Consider the following 20,284-nt stretch of genomic DNA (forward strand, 5'->3'; position numbering starts at 1 on the left):
TTAATACGCAGGGATTTTTGTATATTTTTTGAAAATTAAGGCATAAACAAAACCGTTCCGCCATTTGCAGAAAGCTCAAGATTGAACGAAGCTTTATTTAGTTTGATAGTACTGAATTTTGATTCCTGACCTTCACCATCACTTATAACAGAAACATTTTTGCCTTTTAACATCGGAAGATTTACGGTTATATTCTTTGGTTTGTCTTCGCCATTAATTGCGGCAACATACCATTTTGTATTTTTCCTGCGGGCAATTATACAATATTTTCCAGGATAACCATCTATAAAAACGGTTTCATCCCAAACTGTCGGAACAGCTTTTAAATAATCGAACAAGTAAGAAGGTTTTTCTTTTAAATTTTCTGGCGTTAATCCCCAATGTTGAACAGCTGAAAAGAAAATAACCGCTGTCGCCATTTCAAAAGCATCTGTAGTTTTACGGATTGTGCCTTTGTTTGGCTCACGATGCAGACGTTTGTTTAAAAAAACAGGACCAAAATCCATTGAAGCGACAGCATTTCTTGTAAAAGGGTAAATCGTCGCGGTTGAAGCATATTTGTCACTGAATGCTTGTTGGAAAACCAAATTTTCAGAAGCAAGAACCGCTTCGCTTGTCATGTAATTCGGATACATTCTTTCCCAACCACGGGGAAGGGTAGCGCCATGAAAATTAATGTTCAAGCCAAATTCAGCGGCATCAACAAGTATATCGTGATATAATTTCATAGTAGCTTGCTTGTCTCCGCCAAAAAAATCAATTTTTAATCCTTTGACGCCAATTTGTTGCAACCATTTCATTTCTTCGCGACGCGCTTCTGATGTATTCATTTTGTTTTTTGGCGTTTGTGGCGCTGTATTCCAGTTTCCATTTGAATTGTACCAAAGTAAAACGCCAACATTTTTTGATTTAGCATAATGGACCAATTCGGCCATTTTTTCTTTTCCGATATTTACATCCCAAAGCGCATCAATCAAAATGAATTCACATTTCATGTCTGAGGCAAGATCAATAAAAGTTTTTTGGTCATTGTAATTACAGCTTTCATCTTGCCAAACAATCCAGCTCCAGCTCGCACGGCCGGCATCAAATATTTTTGAAGTTTTGACAAGAGGCTTTACAACATCTGTAGAAGCAGTCGATTCAACAATTGGTTTCAATGTTTTCCCTAATGTTATGGTTTTCCAAGACGTTTGCATTGGCAAAGTTGCCGTTGCTGTTACTGGACCTTCATGATTGTTTTCGCCTTCTTGCGGAAAACTAATCGTGTAAATTCCGTCAGTGCTCGCGTCACTTAATCTAGTTCCAACATAATTTCCACTGATTCCGGTTTCAGAAATCAAAAGCCAGCCTTTATCTTCCACATGAAAAAGTGCTGGAAAAGTAAATCCTAATCCGTATTGTGATTTTGTCCCAATAGTAGCTTCTCGAGTATATTCTTCCTCATAAGAAGGTTTTGTTTTTTCCCAACCACTTAATGGCGGTGCTTGTGGCGTAATAAAAGTGGTGGATTTTGAAGGAAGTTTGAAACCTGTAATTTCTTTTTCAATCGTACAGTTTCCGCTATTTTTTTTGCTTTTTGGAATGATATAACTGAAAGCAATATCTGTATTTGTAATTCTAAAAATGACATTTAGAGTGTCATTTGCAGTATTTGTGAAAATACATTTTAATTGATTCGCCTTATAATTCACTTGACTGACTTTTGAGCGATCTAACTTGTAGGATTCTTGGATTTTCTCTTTGGCACTGCCGACCAATTTTAAGTTTTTAGAAAAATCTCCTACAGAACTTACCAAACCAAGAGGAGATTGCCCCAGAAATTCATTGTTTTGAAAACTTACATTATAAAAAGCATTTCCGTTGTTTACAGAAATTTCGAGTTTTATGTTTTTATCAGGGCTAAATGCCTCTGTTTTTTGGGCTTGAATCGAATATGAAATTGAAAATAAAAGAAAACTAAGAAAAAAACATCTCATTTTGGCGGTTTTAAATAGGTTAGTAAAAATATAGCGGTTAAAAATAGTTATAAGTGTAAAAATAACACTATTTTTGAAATGTTTTTTAAAAGAATCATTTTGAATGAAGATTTTGCTTGGAAATTTTTAAAGAATTGTTTTAAAAGCTAAGTTTTACAGGAACTCAAACCATTTGATTTTGTAAAAAAACTAAGCAATCCCATTAAAGTTGTGTTTAAAAAATAACAACTAAATTTACTTTCACAGAGAAGATGCTGTTTATTTTTGAATTAAATATTATAGATATGATAATGGAAATTGTATCGCAAAATGTAATAGTTGAAATGATTTTATTGCTTTTCATCATTTTTGGATACGGAGTTTCCTTATTTATTATCAGAAAAACCATTTTGAATTCTAAAAAACAGAATAAGAATTAAAACTCCGCTCGAGTCATTCCGAAATAATTAGACTAAAAATTTCTTATTTTGAAATTGGTTATTTTTCTATTAAGTTTATAATCAGATTGTTTGATGGTGATTTTGCTTTAAAAGTTTAAGCCGATTATCTGAAAAAATCGAAAACAGACTAATCTTTTAATAACTTTAAAATGAGAAAAATTCTTTTGATTGCTTTTCTTGCAGGTCTTTTTTCTGTGTCTGCCCAAAAATCTACTTCAATCCATAAACTCGACGGAAGTTCCATTTCTCCCGATTCTTTAACAAACAAGATCAAAACTTTAATGCAAAAAGCCGATGTAAAAGGATTGTCGGTAACTGTTTTTAATGCAAAAAAGCCGGTATATATGAAAGCTTTTGGTTACAGCGATGTTGAAAATAAAAAAGAATTACAAGTTCAAACCAACATGTATGGTGCATCTTTAAGCAAAGCAGTTTTTGCTGTTTTAGTAATGAAAATGATTGAAGAAGGTGTTATAAGCTTAGACAAGCCATTACAAAGTTATCTTCCAAAACCAATTTATGAATATGAGCACAAAGTATGGCATGAAGATTATACCGACTTAAAAGCAAGCCCTGAATATGTAAAAATTACAGCCCGAATGTGTTTGGATCATACTGCAGGATTTCCAAATTGGCGTTGGTTTGAACCAGATGAAAAACTGCGCATAAAATTTGAACCAGGATCACGATACAGCTATTCTGGAGAAGGACTAACGTATCTGCAAGTTGTGATTGAGAAAATTACAGGAAAACCTTTAGAAGAACTAGCTCAAGAAAGAATATTCAAGCCCTTGGGAATGACAAATTCCAGCTATAAATGGCAGGAAAAATTTGAAAAAGATTATGCATATGGCTATGATAATGACGGAAAAAAGCAGGAAAAAGACAAAGATAATGCGCCAAGAGGTGCAGGGACCTTGGAAACGACTGCTGAAGATTATAGCAAATTCATGACGGCAATTTTGAACAAAAAGATACTAAAAGCAAAATCATATCAAGAAATGTTTAGTCCGCAGATTCGCATTCGGTCTAAAAACCAATTTGGACCAGGCGCAACTCAAGATGGCAATTGGAATGATGCCATCGATCTTTCATACGGTTTGGGTTGGGGTGTTTTAAAATCGCCTTATGGAGTTGGAGCATTTAAAGAGGGTCAAGGTTCTGGTTTTCAAAATTATAGTATTGTTTTTCCAGAAAAAGGCATCGGGATGTTGATTTTGTCCAACAGTTACAGTACTGGAAGCATAATAAAATATTTATTAGAAACAGCTATTGCAGACACTTACACGCCTTGGCAATGGGATCAATATATTCCGTATGATGCTAAACAGTAATTCTGGACGTTTAAACAAAGTACATTCGGACGTTTGAACAAAATTGATGCATTGAATGACTTATACCTTTGTTTCATTAAAAAATAATTAAAAATTTTAAAAATGGAACAGAACAATTATCAAGGATTAATGCAAAAACCAGTTGATTCTGGATTTAATGTTGCATCAACAGCAAGTGATGTTATAAAAGGTATTGATCTTACAGGCAAAATCGCAATCGTAACAGGCGGAAACACTGGAATTGGCTTGGAAACAGTAAAAGCATTGGCAGGAGTAGGTGCAACAGTTATAGTTGCGGCAAGAGATGTTGAAAAAGCCAATAGAAATCTGATAGGAATTAAAAATACAGAAGTAGAAGCACTCGATTTAGCAGACCCAAAATCTATTGACACTTTTGCCCAAAGATTTTTAGATTCAAATAGGCCTCTCCATTTACTAATTAACAATGCAGGTATAATGTGGGTGTCGCTTCGCAGAACGAGCAACGGTATTGAGTCACAATTGGCAACTAATTATTTAGCTCAGTTTCAGCTTACCGCCAAATTATGGCCTGCTTTAAAAAAAGCAAATGGAGCAAGAGTAGTCAATGTATCTTCTCAAGGACATCAGTTTGGAGATTTTAATTTTGATGACCCAAATTTTTTGAATCGAGAATATGAAACACTACAAGCTTACGGCCAGTCAAAAACAGCAAGCAATTTATTTGCATTAGAATTAGACCAAAGAGCAAAGCAACATGATGTAAGAGCTTATTCACTACATCCGGGTTCAATTGGTGGCACCGAATTAGCTCGAGAAGCACCATTAGAATTATTCATTAAAATGGGATTGTGCGATGCAGAAGGCAATATTCGTCCAGAAGTCGCGACTTCACTTAAAACAATACCTCAAGGTGCCGCAACAACAGTTTGGTGTGCTGTAAGTCCAAAATTGAATAATATTGGCGGGGTGTATTGTGAAGATTCAGAAATTGCGTCAATTGCGATTGATAATTCGATAACTCCAGGAGTTAAGATATATTCTTTGGATCAAGACAATGCTAAGCGTTTATGGGCTTTAAGCGAAGAAATGACTGGGATTAAATTTAATATTAAGTAAATAAAACCAACACTGCTTTTTTATTTTTTAATATCTTTAGGAGAATAAAGATTAAAAAATAAAAGCAGTGTTTTTTTATCAGAAAGAAATACAATGAATTACGAAGCAAAATACATCACCGAAGACATAAAACTTTCTAGATATGAAGATGCATTTTTCAAATCGGATATTATGTTTGAGCATCACATGCTGATATGGTTTATTTCAGGAGAAACAAAAATTGTACAAGCTGATGAAACTTATGTTTTTAAAAAAGGAGATATTTTTTTGATACCAAGAAATCAGTTGGCAACTATTATTAATTATCCTAAAGATGGGCTACCACATAAAACGGTTGTAATGCATTTGTCAGTACAAAAATTGCGTGATTTTTATGCTAAATTAGATAGAAAACCAAAAGCGGTAGAATCAAAAAAATATACACCTTCAGCAATCATCCTTTGTTGGAAAGCTGTCTCGCATCATTGATTCCGTATTTTGATATGGACGAACTTCCTGAGGACATTGCTTCTCTGAAAATCACAGAAGCAATCACGATTCTGAGAGCAATTGATAAAGACATTGATAATGTATTGGCGAATTTTGAAGAGCCCGGAAAAATTGATTTGGCTGGATTTATGGAAAAGAATTTTATGTTCAATCTGCCTTTAGAAAAGTTCAGTTATTTAACTGGCAGAAGTCTGACAACTTTTAAACGAGATTTTAGCAAAACGTTTGATAGCACGCCACAGCGATGGCTCACGAAGAAAAGATTGGAATTGGCACATTATCAGTTTGCTGAAAAAAGGAAAAAACCGATTGATGTTTGTTATGAAACTGGTTTTGAAAATCTTTCGCATTTTTCGGTCGCATTTAAAAAGAGATTTGGTTATGCACCAACAGATTTATTGAATAAATTAAATACTAACAATTAGTAAATAAAGATAAATATGCCTTGGAATCCTGAAATATATAATAAGTTTAAAGACATTCGTTTTAAACCTTTCCTTGATTTAATGGAGCTGATTAAACCTGTAGAATCTGGAAAGGCCATTGATTTAGGTTGTGGAACAGGGGAGCAGTCTATTTTTTTAGCCGAAAAATTCAAACAGATTGATTTTCTTGGAGTCGATTCTTCAGCAGAAATGCTGGCAAAATCAAAAGCATTTGAAATTGAAAATCTTCATTTTGAACAATCTACTAATGAAGGCATTGCAAATTCCGATAAAAAATGGGATTTGATTTTTAGCAATGCGGCTTTGCAATGGTCTGACAATCATGAAGAGTTATTTTCAAAGCTTATTAATTTGCTTAATTCTGGGGGCAATTTGCAATACAAATGCCGGTTCAGAATGAAAATAAGCTCAATCAAATCCTGCATCAGCTTGTAAGTGAAGAACCGTTTAAAAGTTATTTAAAAGGTTGGAAAAGAAAATCTCCTGTGTTGAGTATGGATCAGTACGCACAAATAATGTTTGACGGTAATCTCGAAGATATTCAAATTATGACGAAGGTTTATCCCATCATTGCTAAAAGTCACGATGAACTTTATGACTTTATTTCTGGTTCAGCGTTGATTCCGTATATGGAACTTTTTAATGAAGATCAGAAAAATCTTTTTACAAACATTTATAAAGAAAGAATAGCGGAAAATTTCCCGAAACTTCCCGCTATTTATGCTTTCAAAAGGATTTTCCTTTACGGAACAAAAGCTTAAAATGATATAAAATTAAAGAGGCAATATTTTAAATTATTGCCTCTTTTAATTTTTTGTGAGTCTTTTTCGAAGGAGCTTTTTTCTGTGTTTTTTTCTTCTTTTTAAGCCAAATAATAAATCCTGTAATCGGCAAACTTGCCGCAATCAAACTCGCAAAAAAGGCGATTATTTTACCGAATAAACCAAAGAATCTTCCAGTATGAACTTCATAATTTGATGCTTCTATAATATCAGCGACATTGAAATCTTTATATAATTTGTAACGAAGTAGTTGCCCAGTTTTGGGATCAAAGAAAAATGTATTCTGATTTCGGGACCATTTGTAAGGATAAGTCAATCTTAATCTTACATCTTTGTCCTTTTTTATTGAAAACGATGCGGTATTTGCACCCGGATATTTCTGATTTATTGTTTTGTAAATTCGGTCGTAACGTACCGCTAGAGATTCTTTTTGCGGAATGGTTTCAGATTTTACTTCTGTTCCTTCGCTAAGTTTTGTTCCTGTTACAAAAGCAACTGCATTTTTAACTTCTTTAAAAGCAAAAAACAAACCCGTAAATACAATCACAATTAGAAAAAAGAAGCATAAAATCCCAATACATTGTGCAAATCATAATTAACACGTTTAAAAGTGCCTTTCCATTTAATCGTCAAAGATTGTTTTAAAGACCTCATTTGCTGTGGGAACCATAGAATTAATCCGGTAATTAGCATCAAAGCAAAAATTACAACTGCCCAGCGTTGTATAAAACTACCTGTTTCACCCAAAAGCAGTTCTGTGTGAAGTTTTCTCACAACAGTTAGCCAATCTTGTTTTTCATTGCCTATCAGAAAACCATCATACGGATTAAAATAGTAGGTTTTCTTTTTTGTCGAAAGTTCTACAGCGGCATTTAGAATTTGCTGGTTTATTTTGATTGCAGTGATTTTATCTTTTGGAAATTCCTTCTGAAAGCTGTTGATAATTTTTTCAAGTCCAACAAAAGGCTTTTCCTGAATCGGAACAACTAATTTTTCGTTTTTTGAAAAGTCTCTTATTTCTTCTTCAAAAACATAAATACAGCCTGTTATACTAATTATGAAAACAATAATTCCGGTTGCAAGCCCAAGCCATAAGTGAATTTGGCGAGCTATATTTTTAATCTGTTTTAGACTCGGAATTGAAATCATAATTGAAATGTATTTATTGAGAATTCTGGGCTGTGCGCGCAAATATAGTTGTATTTTAGAAACAGTCCAAATAATAATTAGCGCTTTTCAAGGATTTGATTTAGTGTTTTTGGTACGCTTATTTTTAATGATTTTTTCTGAAAAAATTGCACTTTTCAGTTGATAGATTGAAATAAATATTGTTCATTTGCGCCATATTTAGAATAAGTATAAATAAGAATAACATGAAAATATCTTTACATTTAATTTCCTCTTTTGTAAAATCTTCTAGCTTAAAAATATCAGATTTAATAAACAATCCAACATTTTTATTAATTGCTTTGTTTTTCAGTTTTGGATTTGCTCACGCTCAAACAGGGCAAATCTCTGGAAGTGTGATTACAAATGAAGGAAATGCTGGTCAGGGCGTTTTGGTAAAATTGGTCGAAATCAATAAAACTGCCGTAACCAACTCAGCAGGAAATTATGAGTTTAAAAAAGTTCCTTTTGGGAAATATACTTTAGAAGTTACCATGTCAGGTTACGAATCTTCATTAGAAACTGCTGAAATTACAGAACAAATTCCTTCAGTTTCAATAGATGTCAAAGTAAATTCATCAATCGAAAATTTAGATGATGTCGTAATTCGTACAGGAGGAAACAGATTTGCTAAAAAAGAGAGTTTTGATGTAGCCAAAATGCCTTTGAAAAACATTGAAAATTCTCAAGTTTATATTGTAGTAAGCAAGGAATTAATGAAAGAGCAAGTAGTAACAGATTACAATAGTGCTTTTAAAAATGTTCCTGGAGCGGGTATTGCCGAGGTTCGTAATCAAGGTCGAACAACTTCAATGTCTCGTGGTTTTCCTACTCCACAAGTAGTTAGAAATGGTGTTGGAAGTTTTACTTACACTACAATTGATCCTTCGAACTTAGAGCGTATTGAGGTAATTAAAGGACCATCTGCAACACTTTTTGGAAGTACTTTGTCTTCTTTTGGAGGACTTTTCAATCGTGTTACGAAAAAACCTTTTGATACTTTTAAAGGAGAAGTCTCTTATTCAGCGGCGAGTTGGGATTTAAACCGATTGACTTTTGATGTAAATACGCCAATTAATCAGGATAAAACAGCTTTGTTGAGAATCAATACAGCGCTTCATAGCGAAAGAAGTTTTCAAGATGCTGGTTTTAACAGAAACTTCTCAATTGCACCAAGTTTTTCATATAAAATCAATGACAGGCTAGATCTTTTAATTGATATTGAATTTAGTTTGTACAAAGCAACTTCGCCAACAAGACTTGCTCCTTTTGTGGTGGCTAACACACAAAGTAGTATTGAAGCACTTGATATTCCTTATAAATTATCTTTCGCTAATAATACAATCAATTATACCAGTCAGCAATACAATATTTTTACGCAGTTAAAATATAAAATGTCTGACGAATGGACTTCTCAAACTATTTTGTCAAGAACTAGATCATCGTCTGAGGGTTATGTTGTGGCTTTGCAAATGAGATCGGCAACAACATTAAGACAACAGGTTACTAACCAGGATTCACCATTTTATGGAACTGATATTCAGCAAAATTTTATTGGGAAATTTAATATTGGCAAGCTTAAAAACAGGGTTGTTGCAGGATTAGATTTTTACAGTTTACGTGCTACAAGAAATGATGCGACAGTGAATATGCCAGCGATGGATTACAAGAAACCAGGTGCGACTTACGATAATTTTACTCTTCAAAAAGTGGAACCAATGTTTGCCAATGCCACTTATGCAAATTTTGTATCTAATGACGAAGATACATATAGCGCTTATGTTTCGGATGTTTTAAATGTAACGGAGAAATTATTAGTTATGGGTGGTGTTCGTATTGATAAATACGAGAATCATGGTACTTATTATCCTAGTAAAGATTCTATTGCTGGAAATTATAATCAAACAGCGGTATCTCCAAAATTTGGAGTAGTTTACCAACTTGTAAAAGATAAAGTGGTCGCTTTTGGTAATTATATGAATGGTTTCAGCAATGTTTCTGGTTCGGATTTTTATGGGAATACTTTCAAACCAAATCAAGCGAATCAATGGGAGGGAGGTTTTAAGTTTGATCTTCCTAAAGTATCGGCAACACTTAGTTATTATGATATTGCTGTTACCAATATTACTCGTGACGATCCAGATCATATTAATTATTCAATTCAGGATGGAACGCAGGTTAGTAAAGGTTTTGAGGCAGAATTGATTGCCAATCCAATTTCTGGATTAAACATTGTTGCTGGATACACTTACAATGATAGTAAATACGAAAAAAGCAACCCGAATGTTGAAGGTTTACGTCCAAGTACAGCAGGATCGCCAAGAACGGCAAATTTATGGGCAAGTTATAGGGTAGTTACGGGACGTGCGCAAGGTTTAGGAATTGGTTTTGGTGGAATTTATGGAAGTGAATACTATCAGACAAACACCACTACTTTCAAATTTACTATTCCGTCTTATACCGTTTTAGATGCTTCGCTTTTTTACGATCAGCCAAAATATAGAATTGGCTTGAAAGTGGACAACTTGACAAACGAAAAATATTGGTCATATCGACTTGCGGCTCAAAACCCAACACGTGTAACAGCAAATGTGACGTTTAAATTCTAAATTGTGTTTCAAAAATAGAATTCTATAATATCAAAAGGGATGATTTCAATTGTTTGAAATCATCCCTTTTGATTTACTTTTTAATTATAATTTAGCCAAATCATCAATAGTATAAAATTTCAGACCATTGTTTTTGGCGTATTTGCAAAGATCTTCTAATGCAGAAATCGGAGTTTCTAATTTTTCATCAGCATTAGCAACAGTTTTATGGCCGTAAAAAATGACTATTTTATTATGAGCTTTGGCATAATCGATTAGCGTTTTATAATAAGGAATATTGAATTGTTTGTAGTCGTCATCAATTCCTAAACCGTAAACTACTCTGTTGCCTTCATAATAGCAAAATTGAGATTCTGGCCTAATTTCTTCATAAGTTGTACCTCTAATGATATCAAAATGTTTGAGTAATTCAGTATCCAATTCTGCATCTCGCGCACCATCAGGATATGCAAAGGAATGTATGTTGAATCCATCTTTCTTCATCATGACTTTCAAGGGCAAAATATCATCATTGATGTATTTTTCGATGCCAAATTCTTTTGAATATTTTAGTGCATTCAAATGATTATAACCATGACCAGCAATATCATGTCCTCTGTTTTGCAAAAAATGAAGTTTCGCTTTCTGGTCTTCGGTCAAACTTCCATACCAGCAAACAAAGAAAGTTGCTTTCCATCCGTAAGGACGTAATAATTGATCGGCTTGGTACCAATCTTCTATGTAATCATCGTCAAAAGTAAAAAGGACACCGGGTGGATATGATTTTTTAGGTGATTTTTCAGCAGAAGTCTTTTCTTCTGGATACATTTTAAAAAATAGAACAAAAACGGCAATAGCAACAATTAGAATCAGTGCTGTTTTTTTTGAAAATAAGTTCTTCATAAAAAGAAATTTCGATTAGTTCATTTACTGTGATTTTATTGTTTTTTTATCCTTTTCATGCTCCTTCTGAGTTGATATAAAGATAATTTTTAAAAATTAATTTCATAAGTTTTAAATTTTCTTTTTTAAGAAACCGATAAAGAATTTATATTTTTTAATAAAATTTGAAAAGTAGATTAGACTATGAGTTGATTTTTTTAGATTTGTAAACCCAATATTATTTTCAAAGATGTATTGGTACACAATTATAAAACTTAAAGGCATGAAATCTGTAACTTCAATATTTTTATTTTTAGTCTTTGTCTGTTCAAGTTCGTATGGTCAATTAAGTTCTGATAAAATATTTGAAAGCTTTAAGCAGGGCGAGCGCACAAATTGTTCTTCAATTGCATTTATTAAAGCTTCTTTAAATATTTACGGCTTAGACAATCTTTTTGTAACGGAGAAAATAAATGATAAAGAGCAAAAAATAACACTAAAAAATAACGACTCTTTTCATATTAATAATGACGAAATAAGCAAAGCTAAAATATCTGCCGATTTTGTTTGTATTAAAGATAATTGCGAGAATGAAAAAATAATCGAATACGCAATATTGACCTACGCTGTAATGGCAAAATACAAACAGATTATTGATAAAGAAGATACTTTTGATAAAGCATTGGAGGATTTAGAAAGTGGCGAAGTCTATACGCCAACAATTTATAAATATCTGGGATTCCAAAAAGGCAAACAAATAGAAAAATTGAAACGTGAAGCAGGAAGTGAGTTTTGCGGTGTAGTTGCATGGTCAACAGCGCATGCAGTATTTGTTTGCGAAGAATATATGGACTATTATGGAAATAAGAAAAGTATATGGATTAAATATCCAGGACGCTTCAGAATCATTAAGTCATAAGAATTTAAGATTGATTTTTAAATAATTTGTAATATTTAACTTATAAATTAATATAATCGAAAATTTAATTGCAAAAAAGAAATCAATACAGTTGCAATTTAAGTTAATTTATATATTTTTGTTTCGAAACACCATTAACCAAATCTACTAACAAATGAAAAGCAAGATCTTTTTACTAAGTTTCCTTTGCTTCTTGGCTACTGTAGCTGTATCAGCACAAGCAAAAAATGCTCCAAGAAGTATTATCAGTACAACAGCCCTAATCCGTAAATACCATGATCAAAAAGAATTGAGCGGTATGCAAAAGGGAGAACTTTTAGAATTGTACATCGAGCGTATTAAAGTTTTGGTAAAAACACTTCCTTACATTGCTTTGGTTACAAAACCAGGAGTTACAATGGCAGATTTGGGGATTCCAGACGATAATGAGCACAAAAAAGTGTTAGATACTCAAGCAATTGGTACTACAACTTTCTTGGATACAACGGTTGATTTCCAAAGAAAAATGATGCCTTATTCTGATAAAGGAAACCTTATCGCGGCCATCTTATTTTACGAAAGCACATTGAAATCTTTACACGAGTTCAACGACTTGAACGAAATGTAATATTTTAAAAATACTAATATAAAAAACTCCAAAGTCATTTGATTTTGGAGTTTTTTTTGCTTTAGAACGTTTTCTATCCGTAGAGACGCACGACAGTGCGTCTTGCGTAACGTATATTGACATGGATACAAAAAACGTTAGACGCACTGCGGTGCGTCTCTACAATAAATTCTCTACAATAAATTCTGTTTATAAAATATCTTCTTTATTGGTTATAAATTAATTCCCTTTCAACAAATTAATGCTTACCGTTGCAATGTCAGCATCAGGAAATTTTCTGAAAAAAGATGGGTCTGGAAACAATCCAGCTTCGGCGAGCAATTTTATTAAACACATCAATTTCGACTATATATTGGTCAGAGAAACCGTGAGTCGCATCATAAGCAGTTGCTGGCGTTTTTCCTAAATTGCTGGCCGTAATTTTAGGATTTATGGTATGCAATTCAATTAAAAGCAAACCAAATTTCCTTACATAAGGTGACCATTTTTGCAAATGTTCCAATAAATTATCTTCAACAAGATTATTGCTGATTCTTTTTCCTCTAAAGGCAAATGCGCCAGTAGAATTGCTGATTCTGCCTTTATTAGCTTGTTTTGGATCCTCCCAAATTCGGTTGTGATCTAAAAAGGTTCTCACATTAAGTAAATCTTTTAAATCGACATTATAGTTTTCTCTCAAATCATCTGAAAGCAAATCGGGACGGCCAATATCGCCCCAAATTACTTTTGCCCAAATATCAGCTTTTATAAGATTGGCTCTTGTCACTTTTAATGCCGCTTGATTATAATCGGCTCCTACTAAAAAAAGAGGATATTCGTCGAGCATTTTTCCTCTTAAAGTTTGCCTGTCGATTACTTCAAAAATATGTTGCAGGAAAGCGCCATTGCCACAACCCATATCCAGAATTCCTTTTGGCTGTTCTTCAATTGGCAAATTAAAAAGTTTCACTATAATTTCATCAACAACCTTAAAATAAGTATCATGCGCACCTCCGCTTCCCCAAACGTTCATTTCGCGATCTACATGAATTTCATTTTCGCCATCAGCAACCATTCTTAAAATCATTGGATCTCCAAACATCAATTCTTTAATTTTGGCAAATGTGGGCAAATAAGAAACCGTTACGCCATAAGCACTGGCTCTTTTGGCAAAAAAAGACCTATATCGGTAAATTGATAATTTCCTTTTTTTCTATGAACCAACCTAAGTGAGTAAAAAAGTCAAGTATTTTTTGAAATTTTCGGGTGATTTATGAAATTCTTCTGGCTTGAACCAAGTCTCCATGAAATATTTATGAAACATTCCTTTCATCGCTAAGCGCACAATTGTTGGTCCAATTAAATAACCTTCAATATGCTTTAAAATTTGATTCTGAATTTCGTTTGTTATGAGATTATCCGAAGATTCGAGTCCGTAATTCGTTTTATATTTTTCAAAAATCAAGTTGAGTTTTTCAAAGGGCGCATCTTCAAATAAACGTGGATGAAATTGAGAGGAGAACTGAAGCAAATCGGCCACATCTTCATAAAGATGAAATAATGAAAAAGCAGTTTCTGTTTTTTCATTTATTGAAATTGTGATTTCTTGAGTGCTATTATCAACATCGTAATCTAGGAATCCTTGAGAAGCTAAAATTCTTAAGCCAACATTTAAATAGCCTTCATTTGCTTTGAAGGTGCTAGTAAGTTCAGCTAGTTGTACTGTTTTTTTCTTAAGTATATAATCTAAAACAGCTTTATTCTTTAGTGCAATTGCAGTGGGAGCAACCGCTAAACCGTCAAGATGTTTGAAAATGGAGCTTCGAAGTTGTGATGTATCGGTCATAGTACAAAAATGAAGGTTAGTTAAAAATAAGGATTTTTTTGAGTGTTGCGCTATTGTTTTACAGCTTTTTAGCTTTCTGAAAAGTTGTTCGTTATTTTACAATTTTCTGATTTTCGAAATAATTTACTTTGGAAAAAATATATAAACCATGAAAACAAAAATTATCTTAAGCGCATTTATTATGCTTACTTTTTGGTGTAATGCCCAAACGACAGATCCGGTTTTAAAAGAGGTAAAAAAGTTATTGAAGCCAGCAACAAAACGTTCTCCGATTTTACAAACAAGAACGACGGTTCTATTGTTGCTAGATATACAGAGGATGCTTGCTTGTTTCCGCCAAATTCAGAGCCAAAATGTGGAGCAAAGCAAATAGATTCCTTTTTTAGAGGCGGACCTCAAGTGCACGTTGTGTTTACCATTCAACATCTTTATGGTGACGAAAAAACGGCTGTAACCGAAGAAAGTTTTTATGAAATGACTGATATGAATGGCAAAAAAATAGATGATGGAAAAGTAATCGTGATCTGGAAAAAAACAAAAGAGGGGTGGAAAATGCATCGAGACATGTTTAGCGACAATCATCCGGCCAAATAGTATTTATTATCTCTATTTAAAGCTTGCGAAATAGTATTTGTGATAACTAAAAAATAAATTTCACATAATTTTTAAATAATCTTATAGAATTATTCGTGTAATTTCAACAGTTATTTTAAATTTATAAAAATTAAATATCTAATAAATTGAAATTATGAAATTATCATTTTTAGCGACTTTATCGTTTTGCTTTACTTGTTTTGCGCAGAATAAAACAGATGCAAGTTTGTATATGAAAGCAGACAAAATATCTTATCTGACAGATGTTGGCTCAGAATCGGGGGATTTGTACAGTACAATTGGGCATCACGGACCTGCAGTTGAAAATGAATGGATGGCGTTGAGAATCTATTTTAGTGATAAAGTTGCGATTGATGTTTACTCAAAAGCAAAACCAGGTTTAGAACTAAAAGCGCCGCATTGGTACCCAACTCCGGAACAGCAAAAAGACGGATGGGGAGCAGACTATTATAAAGTTGCTAATACAGTAGGATTAGGAGGTGTTAAACTTTGGGATGGAGAGAAATTGATTCCTTTGAATCCAGTGTCGAATCGCTTGGCTCACATTGGTAAAACAGAAACTACTTCATATATGGAAATGATTTCAAGAGGTGTGCCATACAAAGGAAAAAAGTGGATATTTTAGTGCGTGTAACCGTATTTTCAGGAAAAAGAGAAGCTAAAGTTGAAGCTGTTAGTTTGACTGGAGAAAAAGTACAATTTGCAACTGGAGTAAACTATTTTAAAGATTTTGAGACAAAAAAAGGAGCAAATTATATTGCAGTTTGGGGGAAACACCCAGAGGATGTTGCGGCCGAAATTGTTGGAATTGGAGCAGGGATTATCTATAATCCAAAAGATTATGAAAAAACGACCGACGACGGAAATCAATATTTGCTGATCTCAAAACCAACTAAAAATTTAGAGACAAAAATTATTTCGTCAAGTGCAAGAGAACAAGAATTGAATACATTGGACAAATTGGAAGCTTATATGAAACAATTATTATAGTTGAAGAATATAGAATAACAATAAAAAGAATCGGTAAAAACTCATTGTGTTTTTACCGATTCTTTTTTTACTTAGACATCATTTTATAGAAATATGGTGACGTTACTTTTTGATAAATAAGATTTAAAAACCAATGTTGACTGCTTGTTGCAAATCAGTGTCATTTTTTAATGTTGAATTTCTCGATGCAGAAGGTGTTATGCCAGTAAATTTTCTGAACTCTTTAATAAAATGAGCTTGATCATAGTATCCGCAGTCGTATGCTATTTCTGTCAGTGATTGTGGCGTATTGAGTACCAATTGAAGGCTTTTGTTAAAACGTAGTACTGATGTATATGCAACAGGACTAATGCCGATATTGGACATATAAAGTTTTTGAATATACCTTTCTGACAATCCCGAATGCTGTGCCAAAAATGGCAAAACCGATAATTGAGAATCGAGAGTAAGTTGTTGGCTCAATGCTTGTAATGTTGAAACTTTTTTTAATCTCGTTTCATTTTTTTCAATTGATTCAGAAAATAATTTTCTAGAATTTTGATTTTGGCTGAAAGTTCAGGCACTTCCATGATTCGGCCATATAATTCTCTATTTTCTGCTAAAGAAACATCATACATGTCAGTTGCATAATTTGTAAATTCAGACAACGGATCGGAGAAAAATAATGCGCTGGCGTAGGGATAAATTCGCGCAATAAGTATTGAAGTTCCTTTGGCTACAGAAAGTCGAGTAGGAAGGGTGAGATGGCCTAAAAGCTCTATAGCTGGTGTATCTTTTTGTTTTCCGTTAATAATCGTAGCGGCATATCCTTCAGATATATTGACAATAAAATCGACATAGCCACTGGGATAGAATACTTCGTTGTCAAGATCCTTTTCAATCGTAACAATAGTGTAATTTTTTATGTATGGCGCTAAACTGGCTGAAGGCAGTATTTGCATAAGATTATGTTGAAATTGCTTGTGTCTAAATTCCCTGATTTTAAGCTAGTTCTAAATTAAAAAATAAATAAAAAAGGAACAGGTTTAGAACCAAAAAATAAGATAATTATAACATTTTTTAAATCTTTAAGCCATCAAAAGAACGTCTTTATAATATTTCTTTTTGTATTCTAATGGCGATATTCCAGTCACTTTTTTAAATACATCTCTAAAAGTTTTAACATCTGAATAACCAACTTCATACATCACTTCATTGACCGTTTTTTTTGTTTGTTTCAAAGGTTTTTTTAGTTGCTTCAATTTTGACTCTTTGTGAATATTCAATTGGTGTATTTCCGGTTGCTTTGACAAATCTTCTGTCGAAATTTCTTCTGCCAACATTAAATTTTGAGGACAATTCGCTGATAGATATTTTTTCTCCTAGATTTTCCTCAATATACATTTGCGCTTGTTGAACAATTTGGTCGTCGTGCCTTTTTTGGCCTGAGAAAATAGCAAATTGAGACTGTGTACTTCTGTTCATTTCGATCTGGAAAACTTTAGCGCAGTAAACAGCTGTTTTTCGATCATAATACTTTTCAATAAGATAAATCATCAAATTTAGAAAGGAATACGCACCGCCATTGGTATAAATTCCATTTTCATCTGTAATTAATTCGTCAGTGCGCAAATTGACTTTTGGAAATAGAAGATTGAAATTTTCAGTAACCGACCAATGCGTCGAACAGCTTTTTCCGTCAAGAAGCCCCGAAGCCGCCAAGATAAATGCTCCTGTGCAAATAGTAGCGATTTCTGCGCCACTATGATATTGTTTTTCCAACCATTTTACTAAAAGTTCATTGTGTTGCAATGCTAGGTTATAATTGTGATTTAATGACGGAATTATAATAAGATCAGATTTTGCAACAGCAGAAATATGAATATGCGGTGTAATAGTAAAAAGTCCGCTATTAAATTCTACTTTTTCAGAAAGACCGGCGAGCTGAATTTTGAATAATTCTTTCTTGCCGTTTGCTTTGTAATAAGCATTTGCCTTATTAAAGATTTCGTACGCGCCAGTAATACTGGAAAGATTATTCTCTCCTTCTGGAACTAAAATAGTAAGCAGTTTCATTTTTGTTTTTCTTATAAAGATATGAAAAGTTTTTGTCCAAATCTCCCCTTAAGAATGTCTAATTAGCACTTTACAAAAATTGAACTTTGAAGTTAATTTTATCATATATTGAAAATCAACTATTTAATCAAACTTGTATCATGGCAAAAATGACTGTAATTTATAAAACGCCAAAAGACGTGGTTTTCTTTGAGAAACACTATTTTGAGGTTCATGTTCCCTTGGCAAAAAGGCTTCCGGGTTTAGTAAAATATGAAATTAATAAAGGGCCGGTTGTATCGCTGACAGGACATTCTGAAGTTTATCGTGTTGCCAATTTGTATTTCGAGTCAATGGAATCAATGATGAGTGCTTTTAAATCAGAAATTAGGCAGGAATGCGTGATAGATAGAAGGATTTTTGCCAGCGATGATGAAGTCCAGATTTATGTGTATGATACAAAAAACATCTAAATTGATTCGAGAATTATTGTATAGCAATTTTCAGTAATTTAGTGGATAGAAAAACCAAACAATACCGGACTTATTTTGAGAAACGTAATTGATGCCTGCACAATTACTAGGACTAAACTCGTGTTTTTTGACAATACTTAAATAACATTCTGATAAAGAAGCGTTAAATGCAAAATGATAAAAAAGCCTATTTCTTTAGAAATAGGCTTTTGAGTTTTAAAGCATTGGTTTTAAATATAATTATTATTTAGCATCCCAAGAAGCACTTGGATAGTAAATAGAACTTGTTACTGGAGCTGTCCAATAATCTTGACTACCGCCACGGAAAGTGTGAAGACTTACTGCATTGACATTTCGCTTAGCATTGTTAGTCACCCAACGAATTTTTTCATTCAATATTTCAGTTCCATTGACATAATATTTAACATATCCGTCAGTATTTGATCCTGTATTAAGCTTAACAGAGATTTGGCAATTGTAAGTTACACCTTCTTGGATGTAATATTTTTTTCCGAAATCATTACCGTATTGTCCTGGTTGATCTTTGTAGTAAACATAAGGTTGAAGGTAAGCACCGCTTCCTTTTGCAGTGTTTGAACCATTCGGGCAATACCACATAAATCGGGCACTTCCTCCATTTCCATCCCAACCTGGATCGCCACCAGTGTTTTGGTCACCAATTAGGATTCCGTATCCACATTTACCGCCTCGGCTCCAATAAAATCCTGAATTGAATTTCATTTGAAACCAAACTGTATAAAGTCCTTCTGACCAAACACCATAAGAGGTACACAAACCACCAGGACACGATAATGTATTGGTTTGTAATGTAATTGTTCTAGCACTGGCGCTACCTGCTAAAGCGGCAACAGCGGCAGTTTCAGCGGCGGCTTTCTTGGTTAAGTTTGTGTCGTCATTGTTTACAATGGGCTGTTCATCTTTTACAAGATTTTCAAGATTTTGAGCAACATTCAAGTCTTGTTCATTTCCGCAGGCATAAAACACTGCCGCCATAACTAATAATAAACTGGATAATTTTAATAACTTCTTCATTTTTAAAATTTTAAGGTTAGTAAATAATTAATAGATAGTAAATAATAAATTGTGGTTATTGCTTTTAATGCTGAAACATGAGACTTTTTCAAATCTTATAAATCAGTATATGTCTTCATTTGATTCTTCGAATTTTAATTTGTTTTTTGTTGAAATTTATATGATTGATTATCAATGACTTTTAATAGATGATGTAAAGGTGATTAATAATTATTTATACGGGGAGTAATAAAGTACGTTTTTACGTACACAAAAATCCAGCCTACAGATTTTACGTGCAATCTTTGATGTTTTTAGAAGTTTTTAAAGACGTCAGTTATTAAAATAATTTTTAAAACTTTCTAAATCATCGATTTAGGTTTTTAATTTTTATTGAAATTAGGCCATACTCATATGTTTTGACCAACAATAAATTAATATCCAACAGCTGTTTCATAGTATAGAATTTGTTCAATTTTCTAATATGAAACATCAAATTGAGATTAATATGAAGAAGTAAGCAATTAAGATTTTAATTTTATCATAGTAGTAATCCTATATAAATTAATATTCAGCAACTCCTC

General features: G+C 33.1%; 20 protein-coding genes and 3 pseudogenes. 13 read left to right on the plus strand and 10 right to left on the minus strand.

The window, feature by feature from the left end; genetic code table 11:
• Nucleotides 1–35: 35 nt before the first annotated feature.
• Nucleotides 36–1,979, minus strand: a complete 1,944-nt coding sequence (locus ACQ9BO_RS14785) for a glycoside hydrolase family 97 catalytic domain-containing protein (protein ID WP_431241356.1) — start codon at nt 1,977–1,979, stop codon at nt 36–38.
• Between the two features lie 589 nt (nt 1,980–2,568).
• On the opposite strand from ACQ9BO_RS14785, the gene ACQ9BO_RS14790 reads away from it, so the two are divergent.
• The 6 genes from ACQ9BO_RS14790 (at nt 2,569) to ACQ9BO_RS14815 (ending at nt 6,547) form a co-directional block, all read left to right on the plus strand.
• Nucleotides 2,569–3,753 (plus strand): serine hydrolase domain-containing protein, encoded by a 1,185-nt coding sequence (locus tag ACQ9BO_RS14790; protein ID WP_431241357.1) that lies wholly within the window; start codon nt 2,569–2,571, stop codon nt 3,751–3,753.
• Nucleotides 3,754–3,855: 102 nt separating this feature from the next.
• Nucleotides 3,856–4,851, plus strand: a complete 996-nt coding sequence (locus ACQ9BO_RS14795) for an SDR family NAD(P)-dependent oxidoreductase (protein ID WP_431241358.1) — start codon at nt 3,856–3,858, stop codon at nt 4,849–4,851.
• A gap of 93 nt (nt 4,852–4,944) precedes the next feature.
• Complete coding sequence (locus ACQ9BO_RS14800; RefSeq protein ID WP_431241359.1) at nt 4,945–5,319, plus strand: hypothetical protein; 375 nt, start codon at nt 4,945–4,947, stop codon at nt 5,317–5,319.
• On the plus strand, nt 5,295–5,765 hold the full coding sequence (locus tag ACQ9BO_RS14805; protein ID WP_431241360.1) for a helix-turn-helix domain-containing protein: 471 nt from the start codon (nt 5,295–5,297) through the stop codon (nt 5,763–5,765). Before ACQ9BO_RS14800 ends, ACQ9BO_RS14805 begins: the two co-directional genes overlap by 25 nt.
• A 15-nt stretch (nt 5,766–5,780) precedes the next feature.
• Nucleotides 5,781–6,221, plus strand: a complete 441-nt coding sequence (locus ACQ9BO_RS14810; RefSeq protein ID WP_431241361.1) for a methyltransferase domain-containing protein — start codon at nt 5,781–5,783, stop codon at nt 6,219–6,221.
• Between the two features lie 59 nt (nt 6,222–6,280).
• Entirely contained in the window at nt 6,281–6,547 is a 267-nt protein-coding gene (locus ACQ9BO_RS14815) for a hypothetical protein (protein WP_431241362.1), read from the plus strand.
• A 28-nt stretch (nt 6,548–6,575) separates the two neighbouring features.
• Here the strand turns inward: ACQ9BO_RS14815 and ACQ9BO_RS14820 are convergent.
• A pseudogene (locus tag ACQ9BO_RS14820) lies at nt 6,576–7,717 on the minus strand (PepSY-associated TM helix domain-containing protein).
• Between the two features lie 224 nt (nt 7,718–7,941).
• On the opposite strand from ACQ9BO_RS14820, the gene ACQ9BO_RS14825 reads away from it, so the two are divergent.
• The gene (locus ACQ9BO_RS14825) at nt 7,942–10,344 is read left to right on the plus strand and encodes a TonB-dependent siderophore receptor (protein WP_431241363.1); all 2,403 of its coding nucleotides are present in this window, start codon (nt 7,942–7,944) and stop codon (nt 10,342–10,344) included.
• A gap of 84 nt (nt 10,345–10,428) precedes the next feature.
• Here ACQ9BO_RS14825 and ACQ9BO_RS14830 read toward each other — a convergent pair whose 3' ends face one another.
• Nucleotides 10,429–11,226: a polysaccharide deacetylase family protein gene (locus tag ACQ9BO_RS14830; protein ID WP_431241364.1), complete on the minus strand. Its 798-nt coding sequence runs from the start codon at nt 11,224–11,226 to the stop codon at nt 10,429–10,431.
• A 262-nt stretch (nt 11,227–11,488) separates the two neighbouring features.
• On the opposite strand from ACQ9BO_RS14830, the gene ACQ9BO_RS14835 reads away from it, so the two are divergent.
• Together ACQ9BO_RS14835 and ACQ9BO_RS14840 are read left to right on the plus strand one after the other, a co-directional pair.
• Entirely contained in the window at nt 11,489–12,124 is a 636-nt protein-coding gene (locus ACQ9BO_RS14835) for a hypothetical protein (RefSeq protein WP_431241365.1), read from the plus strand.
• Nucleotides 12,125–12,278: 154 nt separating this feature from the next.
• Nucleotides 12,279–12,731, plus strand: a complete 453-nt coding sequence (locus tag ACQ9BO_RS14840) for a hypothetical protein (protein ID WP_431241366.1) — start codon at nt 12,279–12,281, stop codon at nt 12,729–12,731.
• Nucleotides 12,732–12,996: 265 nt separating this feature from the next.
• Here the strand turns inward: ACQ9BO_RS14840 and ACQ9BO_RS14845 are convergent, their stop codons facing one another.
• Together ACQ9BO_RS14845 and ACQ9BO_RS14850 are read right to left on the minus strand one after the other, a co-directional pair.
• Nucleotides 12,997–13,812, minus strand: a complete 816-nt coding sequence (locus tag ACQ9BO_RS14845) for a class I SAM-dependent methyltransferase (protein WP_431245127.1) — start codon at nt 13,810–13,812, stop codon at nt 12,997–12,999.
• 48 nt (nt 13,813–13,860) lie between these two features.
• Nucleotides 13,861–14,556 (minus strand): annotated as a pseudogene (locus tag ACQ9BO_RS14850) (class I SAM-dependent methyltransferase); the annotation flags it as partial.
• 148 nt (nt 14,557–14,704) lie between these two features.
• Here ACQ9BO_RS14850 and ACQ9BO_RS14855 point away from each other — a divergent pair.
• The 3 genes and pseudogenes from ACQ9BO_RS14855 to ACQ9BO_RS14865 all read left to right on the plus strand — a co-directional run bounded on the left by ACQ9BO_RS14855 (nt 14,705) and on the right by ACQ9BO_RS14865 (nt 16,161).
• Nucleotides 14,705–14,929: a hypothetical protein gene (locus tag ACQ9BO_RS14855; RefSeq protein ID WP_431241367.1), complete on the plus strand. Its 225-nt coding sequence runs from the start codon at nt 14,705–14,707 to the stop codon at nt 14,927–14,929.
• 35 nt (nt 14,930–14,964) lie between these two features.
• The gene (locus tag ACQ9BO_RS14860) at nt 14,965–15,150 is read left to right on the plus strand and encodes a hypothetical protein (RefSeq protein ID WP_431241368.1); all 186 of its coding nucleotides are present in this window, start codon (nt 14,965–14,967) and stop codon (nt 15,148–15,150) included.
• Between the two features lie 232 nt (nt 15,151–15,382).
• Nucleotides 15,383–16,161, plus strand: a pseudogene (locus ACQ9BO_RS14865) (DUF4861 family protein).
• A gap of 123 nt (nt 16,162–16,284) precedes the next feature.
• On the opposite strand, the gene ACQ9BO_RS14870 reads toward ACQ9BO_RS14865, so the two are convergent.
• The 4 genes from ACQ9BO_RS14870 to ACQ9BO_RS14885 form a co-directional block, all read right to left on the minus strand.
• Nucleotides 16,285–16,623 carry a helix-turn-helix domain-containing protein gene (locus ACQ9BO_RS14870; RefSeq protein WP_431241369.1) on the minus strand — a complete coding sequence of 113 codons (339 nt, stop codon included), beginning with the start codon at nt 16,621–16,623 and terminating at the stop codon, nt 16,285–16,287.
• A 23-nt stretch (nt 16,624–16,646) separates the two neighbouring features.
• Nucleotides 16,647–17,102 (minus strand): DUF6597 domain-containing transcriptional factor, encoded by a 456-nt coding sequence (locus ACQ9BO_RS14875; RefSeq protein WP_431241370.1) that lies wholly within the window; start codon nt 17,100–17,102, stop codon nt 16,647–16,649.
• Between the two features lie 126 nt (nt 17,103–17,228).
• A complete protein-coding gene (locus ACQ9BO_RS14880) occupies nt 17,229–17,381 on the minus strand; it encodes a helix-turn-helix domain-containing protein (protein WP_431241371.1) in 153 nt (50 codons plus the stop codon).
• Nucleotides 17,353–18,216 carry a GlxA family transcriptional regulator gene (locus ACQ9BO_RS14885; protein WP_431241372.1) on the minus strand — a complete coding sequence of 288 codons (864 nt, stop codon included), beginning with the start codon at nt 18,214–18,216 and terminating at the stop codon, nt 17,353–17,355. Before ACQ9BO_RS14885 ends, ACQ9BO_RS14880 begins: the two co-directional genes overlap by 29 nt.
• Before the next feature lie 149 nt (nt 18,217–18,365).
• Here ACQ9BO_RS14885 and ACQ9BO_RS14890 point away from each other — a divergent pair, with 149 nt between their 5' ends.
• Nucleotides 18,366–18,668: an EthD family reductase gene (locus tag ACQ9BO_RS14890; RefSeq protein ID WP_431241373.1), complete on the plus strand. Its 303-nt coding sequence runs from the start codon at nt 18,366–18,368 to the stop codon at nt 18,666–18,668.
• A 243-nt stretch (nt 18,669–18,911) separates the two neighbouring features.
• On the opposite strand, the gene ACQ9BO_RS14895 is transcribed toward ACQ9BO_RS14890, so the two are convergent.
• Nucleotides 18,912–19,721, minus strand: a complete 810-nt coding sequence (locus tag ACQ9BO_RS14895; RefSeq protein WP_431241374.1) for a polysaccharide lyase — start codon at nt 19,719–19,721, stop codon at nt 18,912–18,914.
• Nucleotides 19,722–20,284 lie beyond the last annotated feature (563 nt).

This window comes from Flavobacterium sp. P21 (assembly GCF_050632225.1).
Lineage (GTDB): Bacteria > Bacteroidota > Bacteroidia > Flavobacteriales > Flavobacteriaceae > Flavobacterium.

What these genes read in the sequence shown, in the direction of transcription:
- ACQ9BO_RS14785 (WP_431241356.1), bottom strand. Translation starts at nt 1,979, where the DNA reads ATGAGATGTTTTTTTCTTAGTTTTCTTTTATTTTCAATTTCATATTCG.
- ACQ9BO_RS14790 (WP_431241357.1), top strand. Translation starts at nt 2,569, where the DNA reads ATGAGAAAAATTCTTTTGATTGCTTTTCTTGCAGGTCTTTTTTCTGTG.
- ACQ9BO_RS14795 (WP_431241358.1), top strand. Translation starts at nt 3,856, where the DNA reads ATGGAACAGAACAATTATCAAGGATTAATGCAAAAACCAGTTGATTCT.
- ACQ9BO_RS14800 (WP_431241359.1), top strand. Translation starts at nt 4,945, where the DNA reads ATGAATTACGAAGCAAAATACATCACCGAAGACATAAAACTTTCTAGA.
- ACQ9BO_RS14810 (WP_431241361.1), top strand. Translation starts at nt 5,781, where the DNA reads ATGCCTTGGAATCCTGAAATATATAATAAGTTTAAAGACATTCGTTTT.
- ACQ9BO_RS14815 (WP_431241362.1), top strand. Translation starts at nt 6,281, where the DNA reads ATGGATCAGTACGCACAAATAATGTTTGACGGTAATCTCGAAGATATT.
- ACQ9BO_RS14825 (WP_431241363.1), top strand. Translation starts at nt 7,942, where the DNA reads ATGAAAATATCTTTACATTTAATTTCCTCTTTTGTAAAATCTTCTAGC.
- ACQ9BO_RS14830 (WP_431241364.1), bottom strand. Translation starts at nt 11,226, where the DNA reads ATGAAGAACTTATTTTCAAAAAAAACAGCACTGATTCTAATTGTTGCT.
- ACQ9BO_RS14835 (WP_431241365.1), top strand. Translation starts at nt 11,489, where the DNA reads ATGAAATCTGTAACTTCAATATTTTTATTTTTAGTCTTTGTCTGTTCA.
- ACQ9BO_RS14840 (WP_431241366.1), top strand. Translation starts at nt 12,279, where the DNA reads ATGAAAAGCAAGATCTTTTTACTAAGTTTCCTTTGCTTCTTGGCTACT.
- ACQ9BO_RS14845 (WP_431245127.1), bottom strand. Translation starts at nt 13,812, where the DNA reads ATGTTTGGAGATCCAATGATTTTAAGAATGGTTGCTGATGGCGAAAAT.
- ACQ9BO_RS14855 (WP_431241367.1), top strand. Translation starts at nt 14,705, where the DNA reads ATGAAAACAAAAATTATCTTAAGCGCATTTATTATGCTTACTTTTTGG.
- ACQ9BO_RS14875 (WP_431241370.1), bottom strand. Translation starts at nt 17,102, where the DNA reads ATGCAAATACTGCCTTCAGCCAGTTTAGCGCCATACATAAAAAATTAC.
- ACQ9BO_RS14885 (WP_431241372.1), bottom strand. Translation starts at nt 18,216, where the DNA reads ATGAAACTGCTTACTATTTTAGTTCCAGAAGGAGAGAATAATCTTTCC.
- ACQ9BO_RS14890 (WP_431241373.1), top strand. Translation starts at nt 18,366, where the DNA reads ATGACTGTAATTTATAAAACGCCAAAAGACGTGGTTTTCTTTGAGAAA.
- ACQ9BO_RS14895 (WP_431241374.1), bottom strand. Translation starts at nt 19,721, where the DNA reads ATGAAGAAGTTATTAAAATTATCCAGTTTATTATTAGTTATGGCGGCA.